This window comes from Sporosarcina sp. Marseille-Q4943, from assembly GCF_943736995.1.
In the GTDB taxonomy this organism is placed as follows: domain Bacteria; phylum Bacillota; class Bacilli; order Bacillales_A; family Planococcaceae; genus Sporosarcina.
This window is the reverse complement of sequence record NZ_CALSFT010000002.1, coordinates 1,365,424-1,384,004: the sequence shown is the minus strand read 5'-3', so window position 1 is coordinate 1,384,004 and position 18,581 is coordinate 1,365,424. Positions and strand designations below refer to the sequence as shown.

The following is an 18,581-nucleotide window of genomic DNA, read 5'->3' as shown; positions in this document are numbered from 1 at the left end:
ATTCCCCCTAGTTCATTCGATAACTTTTTTTGCAAATTGATCAGTAATCAATTCTTCTACAGTCTTCCCGACATCCACATCCCCTTTAATAACATTTTCTGATTGCAACACTTCACCTGCCGCAGTCAGTGCATCAATTTGTTTCTGGCCAGGAATTGGTTCAGAGAAGTCATTACGCTCTAAACTCTTTTTCGCAACTTCCAATTGCATGTCAGCTTCTTGTGCGAGTATGTCGGCTGCCTCATCCGGATTTTCCAAAACCCACTTCCGTGCTTTCTCATACACTTCAATCACTGTTTCAACTACTTCAGGATGTTGTTCAGCAAAGTCAGATCGGACATTCAGCGTTCCGTACGTATTTTTTTCATGATCACGTAAGAATAACTTTGCGCCAGAATCGACTTCAACTTTTGCCATATGTGGATCTAACCCTGCCCATGCTTCTACTTGACCTGTCAAAAGAGCGTTAGCGCCATCTGAGTGTTGTAAATTCACAATTTCCAAGTCCTTGGACGACATACCAACTTCTTGTAACGAACGGAGAAGGAATATATATGGATCCGTTCCTAGCGTTGCAGCCACTTTCTTTCCCTTCAATTGTTCGATTGATGTAATTTCTGAATCCTCTGTTGCCACAAGTGCAGTCCATTCAGGCTTTGAATAAATATAGACCGATTCAATCGGAGAACCGTTTGACTTGGCAATTAACGCAGCAGCCCCAGCTGTCGAACCGAAGTCGACACTTTTCGAATTTAGAAATTCAAGTGCTTTATTGCTTCCGTGGCTGAGTACCCACTCCACTTCAATCCCCTGTTCCTCAAACGCCTCCTCTACCCAACCAAATTCCTTCAACGCTAGGCTAGTTGGCGAGTAATATGCATAATCCAACACAACTTTTTTCAACTCCGCCTTTTCCTTTCCTTCACCGGATGAGCAAGCTGACATCAGCATCGTTATACCGATAACCGTTAATATTAATGCAATCCATTTTTTCATGTTCATTTCCTCCTAAACTCATTTTTATATAGAAAATCAATTTTACCCTATCATCAATTGTTCCAATCTGCATAGTCGGATTTAACTATGCACGAATCCAATATCAACTCAATGAATATGAAAAACCCTCTTCAATAAGAAGAGGGCTGCAAAAATCCTCCTCTTATCTTCCAGGCTAAAAACACCTGTAGGATGTAGCACCTTTTCAGATCAATTCATCTGTCGGTTGCCGGGCTTCATCGGGCCTATTCCCTCCGCCACTCTTAATAAGAGATGTATGTAATTGTCAAAATAATTATCAAAATCTAACTGATTGAGAATTAGTATAGACAGATAAAAATAAATTGTCAACTCATATTTTCATTATTTAAAAATAGAGTGAGTGGTAAATCCGTTTAATCAACTGATTTCACAAGGATTACTCAGTATATTATATTGTTTTATTTTTATTCACTAACTCCTATAAAAATTGATTGAACCAATATTTTCATAATAAAAAAGGGAATCGCATAGATCCCCTTTTTTAACAACCATTTTATAGGCTATTTAATTTTAAAGCAGATTTAAATAAGACATCTACGGCTGCAAGCATCGTTTCTTCATTGATGTCAAATTGTTCATTATGGTGTCCCGCAGGAAGGTCTGTGCCGAAAATACAATATGTTGCGAGTCCACCGTTTTGTTTCACTCGTTCCATGAAATAAGTTGCATCTTCGGAACCAGCCGCGTCATTTGATTCCAAAGCTGTTTCGTTTAACATGGCTGACTCTTCTGCACATCCCTTGAGAATCACTGCCAACTCTTTCGATCCTTGGCTACTAAGTGCTTCACCGACTGTATCAATTTGATAATCGACTTGATACATTTGTGCCGCACCTGCGATGATCGATTCCAGCTGGTTTTTTATATATTGATTCACCTCAGAGTTTTCACCGCGAGTTTCCGCTTTCAGAAATGCATAGTCCGCGATAATATTTCTTCCTGAACCAGCATGTAATTCACCGACATTAATTCTTGAAATCCCTTTTGAATTTCTAGCGATTGCGTGGATATTCAATGCCGCATTCGCAGCAGCTAACAATGCATTATTTCCTTCCTCAGGTTGTGCTCCTGCATGGGATGCCTTGCCTTTAAAAGTGATATCCAGTTTCGACGTGGCTAAGAAACCGTTATTGGAAGCAACGAAATGTTGATGTGGGACCCCTGTCCCAACATGGGAGGCGATGAAATAATCGACATCATCTACGATTCCAGCACTAGCCATTGATTTCGCGCCGCGCGTTCCCTCTTCAGCAGGTTGAAAGATCAATTTGATTTTCCCTTTTAAGGCTTCTTTATTGCTAGCAATAACTGTCGCCAAACCTAATCCAATTGCTGTGTGGGCATCGTGACCGCACGCATGCATTTTATGAGGAAGCTTTGATCTAAATCCCTCTTGCTTAGGGAAATGACTGTCCAACTCCGATTCGTGAATATCGAGCGCATCCATATCAAATCGATAGGCGGTTGTTGGTCCTTCTATACCGGTATCCAGTGTTGCAACTATCCCAGTATATCCATCGGAAAAGTTTGCAACATAGTCTTTCTTAGCTCCATTCTCGATCGCCCATAGATAATGTTTTTTTGTAGCTTCAGTATCTGGTTTCCCCATACAATGATTGTCTGACATAACAGATTTCCCCATTGTTAAATCGAACCCTAATTCATCTAAGATAGACGCTACAATCGAAGCCGTTCGCATTTCTAGAAACCCCGTTTCCGGGTATTGGTGAAAATCCCGTCTCCAAGCAATTACTTTTTTCGATAAATCGGAATTAAGATCTACGACCATCATGTATCAATCTCCCTTATCGTTTATGAGACAAGCATCTGTCTACCTTGCTACGTACATGTTAGCATTTATCTTATAGAAAAGGTGTAACTCCCGGTCCAATTGGTAAATTGAATGTGTAGAAGATTGCAATTAAAATGATCCAAACACCTAAAAATATAAGTGAATAAGGTATCATCAGTGACATTAATGTCCCAATACCAGCCTTTTTATCGTATTTTTGCATAAACGATAGAATCACGACAAGATATGGGTTTAATGGCGTCATGATATTAAAAGATGAGTCAGCTACACGATAACCTAATTGTGTGAATGCAGGATGATATCCTAGCTTCATAAACATCGGTACGAATATCGGTGCTTCCAGTGCCCATTTTGCAGAACCTGAAGTAATAAAAAACTCTAGAATCGCAGTCAAAAGTATATAGCCGATAATAAGCCACATTCCTGTAAAGTTAATTTCAGTAAGGAATTCCGCCCCATTCACTGCTATCCAAATCCCAATATTTGACCAGTTGAAGTAAGCGATAAATTGGGAGATTGCAAATATTAACACGATATAACCAGATAAGTCTTTGATCGATTCAGCCATATATTTACTTACGTCTTTTGACGTTTTAATTTTCCCTAACGTTATTCCATACGTTACACCAATCGTTAAAAACCAAAACAGAATAATCGGAACGATACCTGATAAGAATGGGGATGGTATCAACCCACCGTCTTCACTTCTCAAAGCACTATTTGGTACATTAATTGCAACGATGAGGATTGCTATATACACCAATCCGGCAATGACGGCATTTCTAAATGCTTTTCCAGCTCTTGGATTTTCTTCAACATCTACGACTACTGCTTCTCCTTGATATTTACCAAGTCTTGGTTCAATGATCTTTTCTGTGATCAATGCACCAACTACAGTTAATACAAAAACAGAAATTATATTGAAATACCAGTTATCTACTGGTGTAACAGCAAATGCATCATCCATAATTTTGGCAGCTTCCGTAGAAATACCCGCTAAAAGAGCGTCAGTTCCAACAATCAATAGGTTCGCTGTAAACCCCGCACCTGCTGAAGCAAATCCAGCCACTAAACCTGCAATCGGATTGCGCCCCATTTTGTAGAAGACCATTGCGGCCAATGGGGGAATTAGAATCATCGCTGCATCTGACGCCAAGTTACCCATGATTCCAACAAAAACAACTGCATACGTTACGAATGCACGAGGTGCCTTTAAAATCGTTTTTCGAATAGCATAATCCAACAACCCTACTTTTTCAGCTAGTCCAACACCAAGCATCATAGCTAATACTAAGCCTAATGGAGCAAATCCAGTGAAGTTACTAAGCATGGAAGTTAAGATATATTCTAGCCCTTCACCAGAAGCCAGATTTTTAATCGGAACTACTTCACCGCTTCCAGGATGGACAACAGAAATACCAAATGAGCTTAGAATAAATGATAATACAATAACAACAACTGCTAAAACTGCAAATAGAATAAAGGGATCAGGTAGTCTATTCCCTAAGATTTCAATCCCATTTAAAAGTTTACCAAAAACACTTTTCTTCTTCGTTTGTGCATTCATATTTTACCCCCTAATCTATTCTTTCCATTTGTTAAAAGGAGTAATGAAATCGGCAATGCCGATTTCCTCTCCAATTGCCTGTATCTTATTGATGTAGTTTTGATGGTTTTACATCCTTTGGAATCGGACATGTATAAGGATTCTTTGCTTGAAATGCTCGAAATTCCTGCTTCACTTTTTCCAGATCTTCCGGATGATTGATCAGCTGTATGGCTGTTAACGCCATCGCTTCCGCCGCACGAAACATCCCTTTATGTGCATAGCTGCTAATCCCTTGTGTCGTCATTTGCCATGTATGCAAAGGTGTTCCTAATGCAGATGTAGATGCTGTCAACTGTGCAGTTGGAACGACCCAGCTAACGTCAGAAACATCCGTCGATCCTGAAAGCAAGCCATCTCTATCGCTGTATGGTGAGATTGATTCAGATAAATATTTCCCTTCAAATTCACTTCCATCTCCGGAATACCCGAACCCTTTCAGTAGATCTAAATAATTCTCTTTCTCACCTTGTGTTAATGAATTCCAGATCTTTTCAGCATAAGCTACTTCTTCGTCTGTAGGCGCTTCGATACCAGCTTCTAGTAAATTTTTATGCAATATTTTTTCCAAACTACGATTTGGAATATAATTGGAACATGCTTTATCGAATTTGATTGTCACTTCTGTTTCTGTCATCATTGCAGCGCCTTTAGCAATTTTGCATACCCTTTTATAAATATCATCTACTTCGTTAACTTTTGGCGAGCGGATTAAATAGAGCACCTCTGCTTCCGCTTGAACAACATTAGGTGAGGTTCCCCCTGTGTTTGTTACTGCATAATGTATCCTTGCTTCCGGAATCACATGTTCCCGAAGGTAGTTAACACCCACATTCATCAATTCGACAGCGTCCAATGCACTTCTGCCTAAATGTGGAGAGTTTGCGGCATGGGAAGATATCCCTTTAAAGTGAAAAGACACTTGGTAGTTTGCCAAACTTGAAAAGCCCATAATACTGTTGCCTGGGGATGGATGCCAAGTCAGTGCAGTATCCACACCTTCAAAAACACCTTCCCGAACCATAAAGGTTTTCCCTGATCCACCCTCTTCTCCAGGACAGCCGAAAAACTTCACAGTACCGGATAATCCGTTCTCTTCGAGGTACTTCTTTGTTGTACATGCAGCTGCAAAAGCACCTGTTCCGAGTAAATTGTGCCCACATCCATGTCCATTGCTAGTTTCCCATGGTTCATAAGCTGTCTTGTTCGGTTCTTGACTTAATCCCGAAAGCGCATCAAATTCTCCTAAGAAACCAATGACTGGTTTCCCGCTTCCAAAAGTAGCCACAAACGCAGTTTCGATACCAGCAACACCACGTTCCACTGTAAACCCTTCTTTTTCACATGCATTTGCTAGAAATTCAGATGAGGCGTATTCTTCAAACCTTGTTTCCGGGTGATTGAAAATATATTCACTCACATCTTCAAATTTCGCTTTATTTTTCACCAAGTAATCCTTCGTAAATTTACTTGCAATTGACATGATGATTACCTCCCAAAACAATGTATGCGCTTTCTTTTCCTCGTTTAAAACTTAAACGTGTAAACCCAGCCGGCTGATTGATCATTGTTGTTACATTTAGTCCTAATAAATTTTCTTATTAGTATGATGATTATTTCCAGTATCTCTGTATCAACTTGTTATAGAGAACCCATTGAATATAACGATAATAGGAGTATACATGATTTTATTATTACTGCCTAGTACAAAAATATATTGGTGAAAATAACTTTTTTTCCCTAGCAGTTTTTTATTATTTTAATTATATATTCAGAATGCATAGAGTTTACACACTTCAATCCAAAAACAAAAGATGACCCTAAACGTTGAATTACAACATTTAAGGTCATCTTCTTATTCCTTTTGTGTTCAATTAAATCTCAAATGCAGTATAACTACTCTCGTCTTCGAAATCTTTCATCATGACAACTTTATCGGAAAACGATTCCACTGTATTTACGTGGCTACCTACAATAAAGGACAGGACATTAAAGGCTTTCTCTTTTTTCTTCTTATTGAACTCTTCAAGAAATGAATCATTTATCTCGTCCTCACCGTCTGTAACAAATACAACATCTGCTTCTTTAAAACGGCTTTCATTAATTACGCTTAGCGATCTACTTAGAGGTATGGCAAAATTCGTCCCACCACTTAGGAATATTTGTGCCAAATTCACTATATCTGAGCTCTTAATTTTTCCTTTTTCATATTTCAAGACCTGTATATGAGTTGAAAATAAGATCAAACAAAAATCCCTTCTCTGTCTTCTAGCAATCGACATAAGGGCTAACGTAAACCCTTTAGCTTGAGTATCGAGGCTTCGCATACTGCTAGACTGATCTAAGCAAAGAATGATAGGTCCTTTCCCAAGTACCTCCCTTCCCTCCTGTACATACATCATCGTCTGACCTTCCACAAACCGACGGAGGAAATCGGTTTTAGTTTGTGGATGCATGTACAATCCTAGCTCTATCGGCAACAGCCGTTCAATATCGGTGCCAATCGTGACTCCACTTCTATTGACTGCCTCATTATATTTGGTCTTTTGCTTTTTACGGGCTACCTGTTTGAACCGACCTGCCCAGCCCGCTATTTCTTTCATTTTTTTATTAGAAGCAATCTTTTCCGCTAATGAGATTTGGTCTCGTAAAGGAACTTGTTTCAGGTCTCCATCTCCACAGCCCGATCTAATGCCGCCAAGTAACGATATGAGACCTTCCTTCACCTGCTTTGTTTCTTGAATGGCTTGTACCAATGCTTGCGAAAAGCTCTCACTGTTGTTACGAAGTATCTGTTGCAATTTCTCATCAAGTTTAGTCATCATTTCTGTGAATTCCTCATCTGTTTTACGGCTTTCACTTCTAGTCTCTTCTTCCCACTCGTGCCTTCGAAGCTGCCTATGCATCTGTAGAATTTCCTCTAACTGCTTTTGTAAGTCTTCATCTTCCCTTTTCTGTTCAGCGAGCCATTGGTTCGTCTTCTCTCCGAATTTCACCGCGCCGATAGCTGACGACAAATCATCTAAACGAGTGAAGCTACGAAAGTTTACAAAGCATTCTTCCGCCATGATTCTTTCCATCAGTGACTTATTAACCATTAGATCACTGTCTATGTGTAGAGTGATTTCAGGTTTCATCTTATATAAGGAAGCCCATATGTCAGCGAGTAATGATTCGAACAGCGGTAGCTCACTTTCACCTCTTACCTTTTGAAGACCCGATGACATTTCAAAAATCTCTCGGAAACGTCTTTTATCGAATGCGTCTGTATTCAATACTGATTGATTGGCATTGTGACTTTTACGTATCTTCACAAAGAACACTCCCTGTCACATTTTAAAAAAGGTGCTGGTGGACCCCTTCTTTTCAGTTCGAGATTCAAAATACCATGGCTCTAGTATTTTATTCAAGATCTCATGTTCCATCGAGGTTACCTTATCAAGTAATTTAGCGATATCGGCATTCCGACTATGATAGTCACTTTTGAGCTTGTTCAAATCAGCCACTAAAGCTTTCATTTTATGAGCCGCCTCCATTCCAGCCTCGGGTGTATGGTCCTGCACTATGGAGTAGAAAACTTCATTTGCTTCATATTGTATGGAAGAGAGGATTTGCGTAACAGCATCATGTGTATGATTGCGAATAATGGAAGATACGGTATCTTTTTGGTCCACCGTTTCCCAAAGCACATTTTCTAGGATCACAATATCAGATACCTTCACAACCTGCCTTTGGTTTATTAACGCTTTCGCTTGAAGTATCGATAGAGACTGCTTAAATCGCCTGTCAGAAGGGCGTATCCCTTCGTCACGTAATTCGTTGCGAATTTCCGAAAGTTTTTCATACACGTCATCCGGAATTGGTACAATGTCCGCTAAAAACTGGAGTTGAAGTAATTCTCCCATTGTCATGGAAGGCATGACCGTATTCTGACCGGTTCCCTTCAACATAGAAACAAAATTCGTTTCATTCGCAATGTAATCTAGCTCGAACCGAAGTAAAAACCTGTCGAAAAGAGCTTCCAGTCCTTCCCCTTCTTCTGGATATTCGTTTGAAGCTCCAATAACTGATAATAAAGGAACCTTTACTGGCGTTCCGTTATTATAAAAGATCCGTTCGTTTATAAGTGTCAGTAAACTATTCAAGATTGCCGGATTTGCTTTAAATATCTCATCCAGGAAAACAAGATTCGCTTCTGGCATTTTAGTTCTAGTGTTCCGCTTGTATATGCCTTTTTCAAGGTCTTTTAATGACAACGGGCCAAACACTTCTTCGGGTGTACTGAACCTCGTTAATAACCATTGGAAGTATTCTGTTCCTTGTACGATTTTAGCTACCTCAATTGCCAATGCAGATTTCGCAGTTCCAGCAGGTCCAATCATGAGCATATGCTGTCTCGAGAGTAGAGCGACAAGAATCCCCTCAACCTCGTTCTCCCGTTCCAAATACTTCGCATTGAGGGCCTGTCTAATTTCCTCTAGCTTTGTCAAATGAGTAATTGTCATTGTATATAACTCCTTACTTTGTAATGTAAATAGAATAAGGAATTGTCTTATTCTGCTCTTAAAAATAATTTCTTTACATTACAGTTTGAGGGATACTCGTTCATTTTAATCTGTCGATGACAAAATTTTCATCATAGATAGCATAAAAAAGCGCTTAAACGTTGGCATAATAACGTTTATAGCGCTTTTTCATTAGAAAGTCTTAAATCGACCGTTCAATCATCATGTTCTTTCCACTTATGTTTTTTCTCTTTTTCTTTTTCTCTTTTCTTCTTATCTTTCTCTATTTTCTTCTCTCTCTTCTCTCTTTCCTTCTCGTCTTTCTTCTCTCTTTTTTTCCGTTCTTTCTCTTTTTTCTTCTCCAGTTTCCTTTTCTCATTTTCTTGTTTTTGTTCTTTTTCCCTCAACCTATCTATCTGTTCCTCTAGCTCTTTTTTCTTTTTCGCGATTAATGGCAAATCAAATTTCTTCGTAGGTAATTCACTGATTGATCTTGATAGGACTTGCCCGAAAATTGGTGGCGCTGTGAAACTACTAGTCGATGTTAAGTAATGTTCGGAATCCGTTTTATCATAGCCTAACCAAGCCGCTCCCACGATGTCTGGAGTATATCCGACGAACCAATGATCCTTTGATCCATCTACACCCGTAAATGGCAGCTGAGTGGTACCTGTTTTACCGGCAACTTCCATCCCTGATATTTGAGCTTTTTGCGCTGTACCTTCTTCGACAGCACCTTTCAACATATAGGTCATTTGCTGGGCAACTTCTGCTTCTGTTACTTCTACAGACTGTTCACGCCATTTTCCAATGACTTCGCCTTCTGAATCTTTTATTTCTACAATTGCATGAGCTTCCATCATGACCCCATCATTCGCAAATGCAGAAAAAGCTTGAGCCATTCGCAGGGGTGAAGTACCTTTGTGTAACCCCCCTAATGCCAGTCCAAGATTATGGTCTTGTTCTTCCAATGGAATTCCGAACCGCTCTACGGTACGCACACCAGTTTCAATTCCGATGTTATTCAAAAGCCATACAGGAGGGATATTATACGACTGAGTGACTGCATCGTACATTGTCACTTGCCCTCTGAATTTATGATCGAAATTTTTCGGTGCATATCCATTAATGTTGATCGGTTCGTCAACGAGTAGATCCGAAATTTGATAACCTTGCTCGAGCGCAGCAGTGTAGACAAGTGGTTTCAAGGTCGATCCCGGTTGTCTAACGAGCTCGGTCGCATTATTAAAGCGTCCATACGTATATTCCCCCCTGCCCCCCACCAAGGCACTAATCCCGCCCGTTTTAGGATTCAAGAAGACCGAACCACTTTGAATGAGTTGATCGGGCTTACTCTCAGGAAAATATCGATCATCCTCATAGACTTCTTCAAGGGCATCTTGGATGACAGGATTCAACTCCGTATAAATATGGAGTCCCCCAGATAGCACTTCATTTTTCGTTAGCTCGTACTTGTTGACAGCCTCTTCAATAATATAGTCAATATAATATGGATACTTCCCTTTATAATTCGGCATTGTTGGATCGGCTAACACAATTTCTTGTCCGATCGCTTCATCGAACTCCGCCTGACTAATATACTCTTCACTTTTCATTAACGATAAAACAATGTTGCGTCGTTCCACCGACTTCTCCATGCTTTTATAAGGAGATAAATGGGAAGGTGCTTTAATCAATCCCGCTAATGTAGCAGATTCGCTTAACGTTAATTCACTTACATCTTTTCCAAAATAGATTTCCGCAGCTCGTTGAACACCCCATGCTCCTTCACCAAAATAGATTTGATTCAGGTAGCGTTCCATAATGTCATCTTTCGAATACGTTCTCTCAATTTTCTTCGCGATAAGCAATTCTTTAAATTTACGAGAGTATGTACGTTCCTGCGTTAAAAACACATTTTTTGAAAGCTGTTGAGTGATCGTACTCCCACCAGCAACAACTTCACCTTTTAACGTGTTTTGGGCAAACGCCCTCGCAATCCCGAAATAATTAATCCCATTATGTTTATAAAACTGTTGATCCTCAACAGAAATGACTGCCTCTATTAACTCTTTTGGAATTTGATCTAGACGAACTCCTTCAATATTTGAATTTGAAATCTTGCTTACGATCTCTCCGTTTTGATCGTAAATAAACGTCGGTCTCGGTTCAGGTTCTTCTAGTTTACTCACATCACTTGATGAGATTAATTGATTCACAATGACAAAACCACAAATGGCCACTACTAACATTCCGAATAATAGGATTCGGATAGGTTTTTTTAAGGCAAACCATTTCTTCCCTCTATTTAATTGTTTTTGCTGCTGCCTATGTTCCATTCTTCTCAAATGAATTCCACCTTTTTCATTCGTACAGATTACAGAGTTTAATAAAACAGAAAAAATCCTATCAAGTTATAAATAACTTGATAGGATTTTTTCTTGTATGACCCCTACGGGATTCGAACCCGTGTTACCGCCGTGAAAGGGCGGTGTCTTAACCGCTTGACCAAGGGGCCGAACTTATGGCGGAGAAGGAGGGATTCGAACCCTCGCACCGCTTACGCGATCTATGCCCTTAGCAGGGGCACCTCTTGAGCCACTTGAGTACTTCCCCAAGTTATTGGCTCCGCAGGTAGGATTCGAACCTACGACCGATCGGTTAACAGCCGATTGCTCTACCACTGAGCTACTGCGGAATGGTGGGCCTAAGTGGACTCGAACCACCGACCTCACGCTTATCAGGCGTGCGCTCTAACCAGCTGAGCTATAGGCCCATGGAGCGGGTGAAGGGAATCGAACCCTCATCATCAGCTTGGAAGGCTGAGGTTTTACCACTAAACTACACCCGCAAAGAATGGTGGCTCAGGACGGAATCGAACCGCCGACACAAGGATTTTCAGTCCTTTGCTCTACCGACTGAGCTACTGAGCCACATGTTTTTTATGTAATAGTTAAAAATGGCGGTCCCGACCGGGATCGAACCGGCGATCTCCTGCGTGACAGGCAGGCATGTTAACCGCTACACCACGGGACCATTTGGTTGCGGGGGCAGGATTTGAACCTGCGACCTTCGGGTTATGAGCCCGACGAGCTACCACTGCTCCACCCCGCGATAATGTTAGTAATAGGAACTCTAAATCCTACGCATTCAGTTTGTTCTGGGACTTTGTTGTAATTTCCTTTTAGGAAATTACACAAATCACATTCGGTGTGATGTGATTTGCTCCACCCCGCGATAATGTTAGTAATAGGAACTTTAAATCCTATGCACTCAGTTTTCAAGAAACCATTATTGTTGTTTTTTAAAAAATGGCGGAGGAAGAGGGATTCGAACCCCCGCGGGCTTTAACACCCCTGTCGGTTTTCAAGACCGATCCCTTCAGCCAGGCTTGGGTATTCCTCCACGAAAAACAGAGTTACTAGTAATGGTGAGCCATGCAGGATTCGAACCTGCGACCCTCTGATTAAAAGTCAGATGCTCTACCGACTGAGCTAATGGCTCAAAAAATGGTGCCGGCGATAGGAGTCGAACCCACGACCTACTGATTACAAGTCAGTTGCTCTACCAACTGAGCTACACCGGCAAATCATTAGTATTATTATGTATGGTGGAGGATGACGGGTTCGAACCGCCGACCCCCTGCTTGTAAGGCAGGTGCTCTCCCAGCTGAGCTAATCCTCCATGTTAAAAGTGCAATAGGCTTCGCACTACTGTGTCAGCTTCACTAGTTCAGTCAGTCACGTATGCTTGTACGCTTCTTTCTTATGTAGTGAAATTGGCTGGCCCGGCGACGTCCTACTCTCACAGGGGGAAGCCCCCTACTACCATCGGCGCTGAAGAGCTTAACTTCCGTGTTCGGTATGGGAACGGGTGTGACCTCTTCGCCTTCGTCACCAGACTATGTATGAACGATGCTTGTTCGTTCAAAACCGGATAAAACCAACATTGTCGCTGAACGTCAAGTTCAACCGTACTTAAGTAACTTAAGGTTAAGTCCTCGATCGATTAGTATCCGTCAGCTGCACGTGTCGCCACGCTTCCACCCCGGACCTATCCACCTCATCTTCTTTGAGGGATCTTACTTACAAATGTAATGGGAAATCTCATCTTGAGGGGGGCTTCATGCTTAGATGCTTTCAGCATTTATCCCGTCCACACATAGCTACCCAGCGATGCCTTTGGCAAGACAACTGGTACACCAGCGGTGTGTCCATCCCGGTCCTCTCGTACTAAGGACAGCTCCTCTCAAATTTCCTGCGCCCGCGACGGATAGGGACCGAACTGTCTCACGACGTTCTGAACCCAGCTCGCGTACCGCTTTAATGGGCGAACAGCCCAACCCTTGGGACCGACTACAGCCCCAGGATGCGATGAGCCGACATCGAGGTGCCAAACCTCCCCGTCGATGTGGACTCTTGGGGGAGATAAGCCTGTTATCCCCGGGGTAGCTTTTATCCGTTGAGCGATGGCCCTTCCATGCGGAACCACCGGATCACTAAGCCCGTCTTTCGACCCTGCTCGACTTGTAGGTCTCGCAGTCAAGCTCCCTTATGCCTTTGCACTCTACGAATGATGTCCAACCATTCTGAGGGAACCTTTGGGCGCCTCCGTTACACTTTAGGAGGCGACCGCCCCAGTCAAACTGCCCACCTGACACTGTCTCCTGCCCGGATCACGGGCAAGGGTTAGAAGTCCAATACAGCCAGGGTAGTATCCCACCATTGCCTCCTCCGAAGCTGGCGCTCCGGATTCCAAGGCTCCTACCTATCCTGTACAGGCTGCACCGGAATTCAATATCAGGCTACAGTAAAGCTCCACGGGGTCTTTCCGTCCTGTCGCGGGTAATGCGCATCTTCACGCATATTATAATTTCACCGAGTCTCTCGTTGAGACAGTGCCCAGATCGTTACGCCTTTCGTGCGGGTCGGAACTTACCCGACAAGGAATTTCGCTACCTTAGGACCGTTATAGTTACGGCCGCCGTTTACTGGGGCTTCAATTCGAAGCTTCGCTTGCGCTGACCTCTCCTCTTAACCTTCCAGCACCGGGCAGGCGTCAGCCCCTATACGTCACCTTACGGTTTTGCAGAGACCTGTGTTTTTGCTAAACAGTCGCCTGGGCCTATTCACTGCGGCTCTCTCGGGCTTTAACACCCTACCAGAGCACCCCTTCTCCCGAAGTTACGGGGTCATTTTGCCGAGTTCCTTAACGAGAGTTCTCTCGATCACCTTAGGATTCTCTCCTCGCCTACCTGTGTCGGTTTGCGGTACGGGCACCTCCCGCCTCGCTAGAGGCTTTTCTTGGCAGTGTGAAATCAGGGACTCCGGGGATAATTCCCCTTGCCATCACAGCTCAATGTTATAGGAACGGGATTTGCCTCGTTCCACACCTCACTGCTTGGACGCGCATGACCAACAGCGCGCTCACCCTATCCTTCTGCGTCCCCCCATTGCTGATAACGGCGGGGAGGTGGTACAGGAATATCAACCTGTTATCCATCGTCTACGCCTTTCGGCCTCGACTTAGGTCCCGACTAACCCTGAGCGGACGAGCCTTCCTCAGGAAACCTTAGGCATTCGGTGGAAGGGATTCTCACCCTTCTTTCGCTACTCATACCGGCATTCTCACTTCCAAGCGCTCCACCAGTCCTTACGGTCTAGCTTCGACGCCCTTGGAACGCTCTCCTACCACTGACACCATAGGTGTCAATCCGCAGTTTCGGTGATCCGTTTAGCCCCGGTACATTTTCGGCGCAGCGCCACTCGACCAGTGAGCTATTACGCACTCTTTAAATGGTGGCTGCTTCTAAGCCAACATCCTGGTTGTCTGGGCAGCGCCACATCCTTTTCCACTTAACGGATACTTGGGGACCTTAACTGGCGGTCTGGGCTGTTTCCCTCTCGACTACGGATCTTATCACCCGCAGTCTGACTCCCAAACATAAATCATCGGCATTCGGAGTTTGTCTGAATTCGGTAACCCGGGATGGGCCCCTAGTCCAAACAGTGCTCTACCTCCGAGATTCTTTCGTTTGAGGCTAGCCCTAAAGCTATTTCGGAGAGAACCAGCTATCTCCAGGTTCGATTGGAATTTCACCGCTACCCACACCTCATCCCCGCACTTTTCAACGTACGTGGGTTCGGGCCTCCAGTAAGTGTTACCTTACCTTCACCCTGGACATGGGTAGATCACCTGGTTTCGGGTCTACGACCCCATACTCATTCGCCCTATTCAGACTCGCTTTCGCTGCGGCTCCGCATTCGCTGCTTAACCTTGCATGGAATCGTAACTCGCCGGTTCATTCTACAAAAGGCACGCCATCACCCATTAACGGGCTCTGACAACTTGTAGGCACACGGTTTCAGGTTCTTTTTCACTCCCCTTCCGGGGTGCTTTTCACCTTTCCCTCACGGTACTGGTTCACTATCGGTCACTAGGGAGTATTTAGCCTTGGGAGATGGTCCTCCCGGATTCCGACGGAATTTCACGTGTTCCGCCGTACTCAGGATCCACTCTGGAGGGGACGGACTTTCGACTACGGGGCTATTACCCGCTATGGCGGACCTTTCCAGGCCTCTTCGTCTAATCCGTCCCTTTGTAACTCCGTATAGAGTGTCCTACAACCCCAGGAAGCAAGCTTCCTGGTTTGGGCTCTTCCCGTTTCGCTCGCCGCTACTAAGGGAATCGATGTTTCTTTCTCTTCCTCCGGGTACTTAGATGTTTCAGTTCTCCGGGTGTGCCTCGTTCACGCTATGTATTCACGTGAACGTACTGCCCCATTACGGGCAGTGGGTTTCCCCATTCGGAAATCTTCGGATCACAGCTTACTTACAGCTCCCCGAAGCATATCGGTGTTAGTGCCGTCCTTCATAGGCTCCTAGTGCCAAGGCATCCGCCGTGCGCCCTTTCTAACTTAACCTTTATACGGCTTTCGATAAGCTTCGCATTACTTCGTCAGCTCCGTCACTCCGGTCCTCACGTGCGTAAGCACGCTCCGGTCCTCGTTCGGTCGCTTCCTCGTCCTGCTCGCTTCTCGAAACCCTCGGGTGATTACCGATGCATAGCGATATGCATCGGTAATCGTTAAAAAAGTATCGTTCAATCACTACGTGATCGACTCGGTTGATTACTTGATGTTTTGTTGCTTCAATGTCGTTTTATCCAGTTTTCAAAGAACAAGTTTTGAAGTCATCATGAAAGATGAACCTTCAAAACTGAACGCAAAACGTCAACGTATGAACCCTAGGTTCATATTCCGTAATTATCCTTAGAAAGGAGGTGATCCAGCCGCACCTTCCGATACGGCTACCTTGTTACGACTTCACCCCAATCATCTGTCCCACCTTCGGCGGCTGGCTCCCGTAAGGGTTACCCCACCGACTTCGGGTGTTACAAACTCTCGTGGTGTGACGGGCGGTGTGTACAAGACCCGGGAACGTATTCACCGTGGCATGCTGATCCACGATTACTAGCGATTCCGGCTTCATGCAGGCGAGTTGCAGCCTGCAATCCGAACTGGGAACGGTTTTATGGGATTGGCTCCCCCTCGCGGGTTTGCAACCCTTTGTACCGTCCATTGTAGCACGTGTGTAGCCCAGGTCATAAGGGGCATGATGATTTGACGTCATCCCCACCTTCCTCCGGTTTGTCACCGGCAGTCACCTTAGAGTGCCCAACTGAATGCTGGCAACTAAGATCAAGGGTTGCGCTCGTTGCGGGACTTAACCCAACATCTCACGACACGAGCTGACGACAACCATGCACCACCTGTCACCGCTGTCCCCGAAGGGAAAGGCGTATCTCTACACCGGTCAGCGGGATGTCAAGACCTGGTAAGGTTCTTCGCGTTGCTTCGAATTAAACCACATGCTCCACCGCTTGTGCGGGTCCCCGTCAATTCCTTTGAGTTTCAGCCTTGCGGCCGTACTCCCCAGGCGGAGTGCTTAATGCGTTAGCTGCAGCACTAAGGGGCGGAAACCCCCTAACACTTAGCACTCATCGTTTACGGCGTGGACTACCAGGGTATCTAATCCTGTTTGCTCCCCACGCTTTCGCGCCTCAGCGTCAGTTACAGACCAGAAAGCCGCCTTCGCCACTGGTGTTCCTCCACATCTCTACGCATTTCACCGCTACACGTGGAATTCCGCTTTCCTCTTCTGTACTCAAGTCCTCCAGTTTCCAATGACCCTCCACGGTTGAGCCGTGGGCTTTCACATCAGACTTAAAGGACCGCCTGCGCGCGCTTTACGCCCAATAATTCCGGACAACGCTTGCCACCTACGTATTACCGCGGCTGCTGGCACGTAGTTAGCCGTGGCTTTCTGACGAGGTACCGTCAAGGTACGGGCAGTTACTCCCGTACTTGTTCTTCCCTCGCAACAGAGCTTTACGATCCGAAAACCTTCTTCGCTCACGCGGCGTTGCTCCATCAGACTTTCGTCCATTGTGGAAGATTCCCTACTGCTGCCTCCCGTAGGAGTCTGGGCCGTGTCTCAGTCCCAGTGTGGCCGATCACCCTCTCAGGTCGGCTACGCATCGTCGCCTTGGTAGGCCATTACCCCACCAACTAGCTAATGCGCCGCGGGCCCATCCTGCAGTGACAGCCGAAACCGTCTTTCAGAGTTCCTCCATGCGGAGGAACTGATTATTCGGTATTAGCCCCGGTTTCCCGGAGTTATCCCCATCTGCAGGGCAGGTTGCCCACGTGTTACTCACCCGTCCGCCGCTAATATCAGGGAGCAAGCTCCCATCAATTCGCTCGACTTGCATGTATTAGGCACGCCGCCAGCGTTCGTCCTGAGCCAGGATCAAACTCTCCATAATAGAGAAATTCGAGTAGCTCGAGTTTCTTGCCGGCATCATTTAAGATGTCAATTTTGAATCCGAAGATTCGATTTGTCTTTTCACCGACAGGGTCGGTTGCAAGACTTTATTTGTTGACGTTTTGCTGTTCAGTTTTCAAGGTTCATTCGATTCGTTGTTCGTCGCCTCGCTCAGAAGCAACTTTTATATAATACCATCTTGGCAACTTCATTGTCAATAACTTTTTTTGATATTCTTTCTTGCCTGTGCATCTCAGAAGCGCAAGGTATATAACTTAACATTTTATATTGATGTTAGTCAACAACCAATTATAATTTCTTTGTCGTCTTCGCTCTCTCGAAAAATGCGACGTTTAATAATATACCCTCTCATTCGATCGATTGCAACTTTTATTTCAAAAAGTGTTACTTGATTGGATGTTACGTTGTAGCGGTATTACATTTAATAATTAGATGTATTTGTATATACGCTTCTGCCATGGTCATCGCATTAATACTTTACCACAATTTCACTCAAATTTTAAAATGTAGGTTTCAATTTAGGATCCATCTAAACTCTTGAAAAAGATGATTCATGATTCAGTGTTAATTAAAATGAATTTCTCAATACTGCCAATCTATTTTCTTAATTAGTCTGTATGCAATATAGACTGCTATCAATGTTACTATAAAGGGAATAGCTATTTGATATATCCAATTATCCCCCAAAAACCCGAGAGCTAATTGAGTAAGATCAAATAGTAATGCAACACTTGCAAAGATAAGTATTTCAATGAATGGATATATGCTTCTAT

At 43.9% G+C, this 18,581-nt stretch carries 7 protein-coding genes, 12 tRNA genes, 3 rRNA genes and 1 riboswitch; all 22 genes read right to left on the bottom strand.

The window, feature by feature from the left end; genetic code table 11:
* Nucleotides 1-12 precede the first annotated feature (12 nt).
* Nucleotides 13-996 (bottom strand): aliphatic sulfonate ABC transporter substrate-binding protein, encoded by a 984-nt coding sequence (locus tag NIT04_RS06755; protein WP_252502788.1) that lies wholly within the window; start codon nucleotides 994-996, stop codon nucleotides 13-15.
* Nucleotides 997-1,156: 160 nt separating this feature from the next.
* Nucleotides 1,157-1,269: riboswitch (SAM riboswitch) on the bottom strand.
* 262 nt (nucleotides 1,270-1,531) lie between these two features.
* Complete coding sequence (locus NIT04_RS06750) at nucleotides 1,532-2,830, bottom strand: amidohydrolase (protein ID WP_371922507.1); 1,299 nt, start codon at nucleotides 2,828-2,830, stop codon at nucleotides 1,532-1,534.
* A 70-nt stretch (nucleotides 2,831-2,900) separates the two neighbouring features.
* Nucleotides 2,901-4,418 (bottom strand): AbgT family transporter, encoded by a 1,518-nt coding sequence (locus NIT04_RS06745; protein ID WP_252502787.1) that lies wholly within the window; start codon nucleotides 4,416-4,418, stop codon nucleotides 2,901-2,903.
* 85 nt (nucleotides 4,419-4,503) lie between these two features.
* Nucleotides 4,504-5,940 (bottom strand): M20 family metallopeptidase, encoded by a 1,437-nt coding sequence (locus NIT04_RS06740; protein ID WP_252502786.1) that lies wholly within the window; start codon nucleotides 5,938-5,940, stop codon nucleotides 4,504-4,506.
* A 391-nt stretch (nucleotides 5,941-6,331) separates the two neighbouring features.
* A complete protein-coding gene (locus NIT04_RS06735) occupies nucleotides 6,332-7,771 on the bottom strand; it encodes a VWA domain-containing protein (RefSeq protein WP_252502785.1) in 1,440 nt (479 codons plus the stop codon).
* 15 nt (nucleotides 7,772-7,786) lie between these two features.
* On the bottom strand, nucleotides 7,787-8,962 hold the full coding sequence (locus NIT04_RS06730) for an AAA family ATPase (RefSeq protein ID WP_252502784.1): 1,176 nt from the start codon (nucleotides 8,960-8,962) through the stop codon (nucleotides 7,787-7,789).
* A gap of 215 nt (nucleotides 8,963-9,177) precedes the next feature.
* Nucleotides 9,178-11,301 (bottom strand): transglycosylase domain-containing protein, encoded by a 2,124-nt coding sequence (locus NIT04_RS06725; protein WP_252503211.1) that lies wholly within the window; start codon nucleotides 11,299-11,301, stop codon nucleotides 9,178-9,180.
* A gap of 107 nt (nucleotides 11,302-11,408) precedes the next feature.
* Nucleotides 11,409-11,480: transfer RNA gene (locus tag NIT04_RS06720), tRNA-Glu, on the bottom strand.
* A 7-nt stretch (nucleotides 11,481-11,487) separates the two neighbouring features.
* A tRNA-Ser gene (locus NIT04_RS06715) sits at nucleotides 11,488-11,578 on the bottom strand.
* A gap of 7 nt (nucleotides 11,579-11,585) precedes the next feature.
* Nucleotides 11,586-11,660, bottom strand: a tRNA-Asn gene (locus NIT04_RS06710).
* Nucleotide 11,661: 1 nt separating this feature from the next.
* Nucleotides 11,662-11,738, bottom strand: a tRNA-Ile gene (locus NIT04_RS06705).
* A gap of 1 nt (nucleotide 11,739) precedes the next feature.
* A tRNA-Gly gene (locus NIT04_RS06700) sits at nucleotides 11,740-11,813 on the bottom strand.
* 6 nt (nucleotides 11,814-11,819) lie between these two features.
* Nucleotides 11,820-11,895 (bottom strand) — tRNA-Phe (locus NIT04_RS06695).
* Nucleotides 11,896-11,922: 27 nt separating this feature from the next.
* A tRNA-Asp gene (locus NIT04_RS06690) sits at nucleotides 11,923-11,998 on the bottom strand.
* A 3-nt stretch (nucleotides 11,999-12,001) separates the two neighbouring features.
* Nucleotides 12,002-12,076 (bottom strand) — tRNA-Met (locus NIT04_RS06685).
* A gap of 198 nt (nucleotides 12,077-12,274) precedes the next feature.
* A tRNA-Ser gene (locus NIT04_RS06680) sits at nucleotides 12,275-12,367 on the bottom strand.
* A 23-nt stretch (nucleotides 12,368-12,390) separates the two neighbouring features.
* Nucleotides 12,391-12,466, bottom strand: a tRNA-Lys gene (locus NIT04_RS06675).
* Nucleotides 12,467-12,472: 6 nt separating this feature from the next.
* A tRNA-Thr gene (locus tag NIT04_RS06670) sits at nucleotides 12,473-12,548 on the bottom strand.
* 22 nt (nucleotides 12,549-12,570) lie between these two features.
* Nucleotides 12,571-12,646: transfer RNA gene (locus NIT04_RS06665), tRNA-Val, on the bottom strand.
* A 101-nt stretch (nucleotides 12,647-12,747) separates the two neighbouring features.
* Nucleotides 12,748-12,863, bottom strand: a 5S ribosomal RNA gene (gene rrf / locus NIT04_RS06660).
* An 87-nt stretch (nucleotides 12,864-12,950) separates the two neighbouring features.
* Nucleotides 12,951-15,884: ribosomal RNA gene (locus NIT04_RS06655) — 23S ribosomal RNA — on the bottom strand.
* Nucleotides 15,885-16,236: 352 nt separating this feature from the next.
* Nucleotides 16,237-17,788, bottom strand: a 16S ribosomal RNA gene (locus tag NIT04_RS06650).
* The 16S, 23S and 5S rRNA genes sit together here with 12 tRNA genes alongside, the layout of an rRNA operon.
* Between the last annotated feature and the right edge of the window lie 793 nt (nucleotides 17,789-18,581).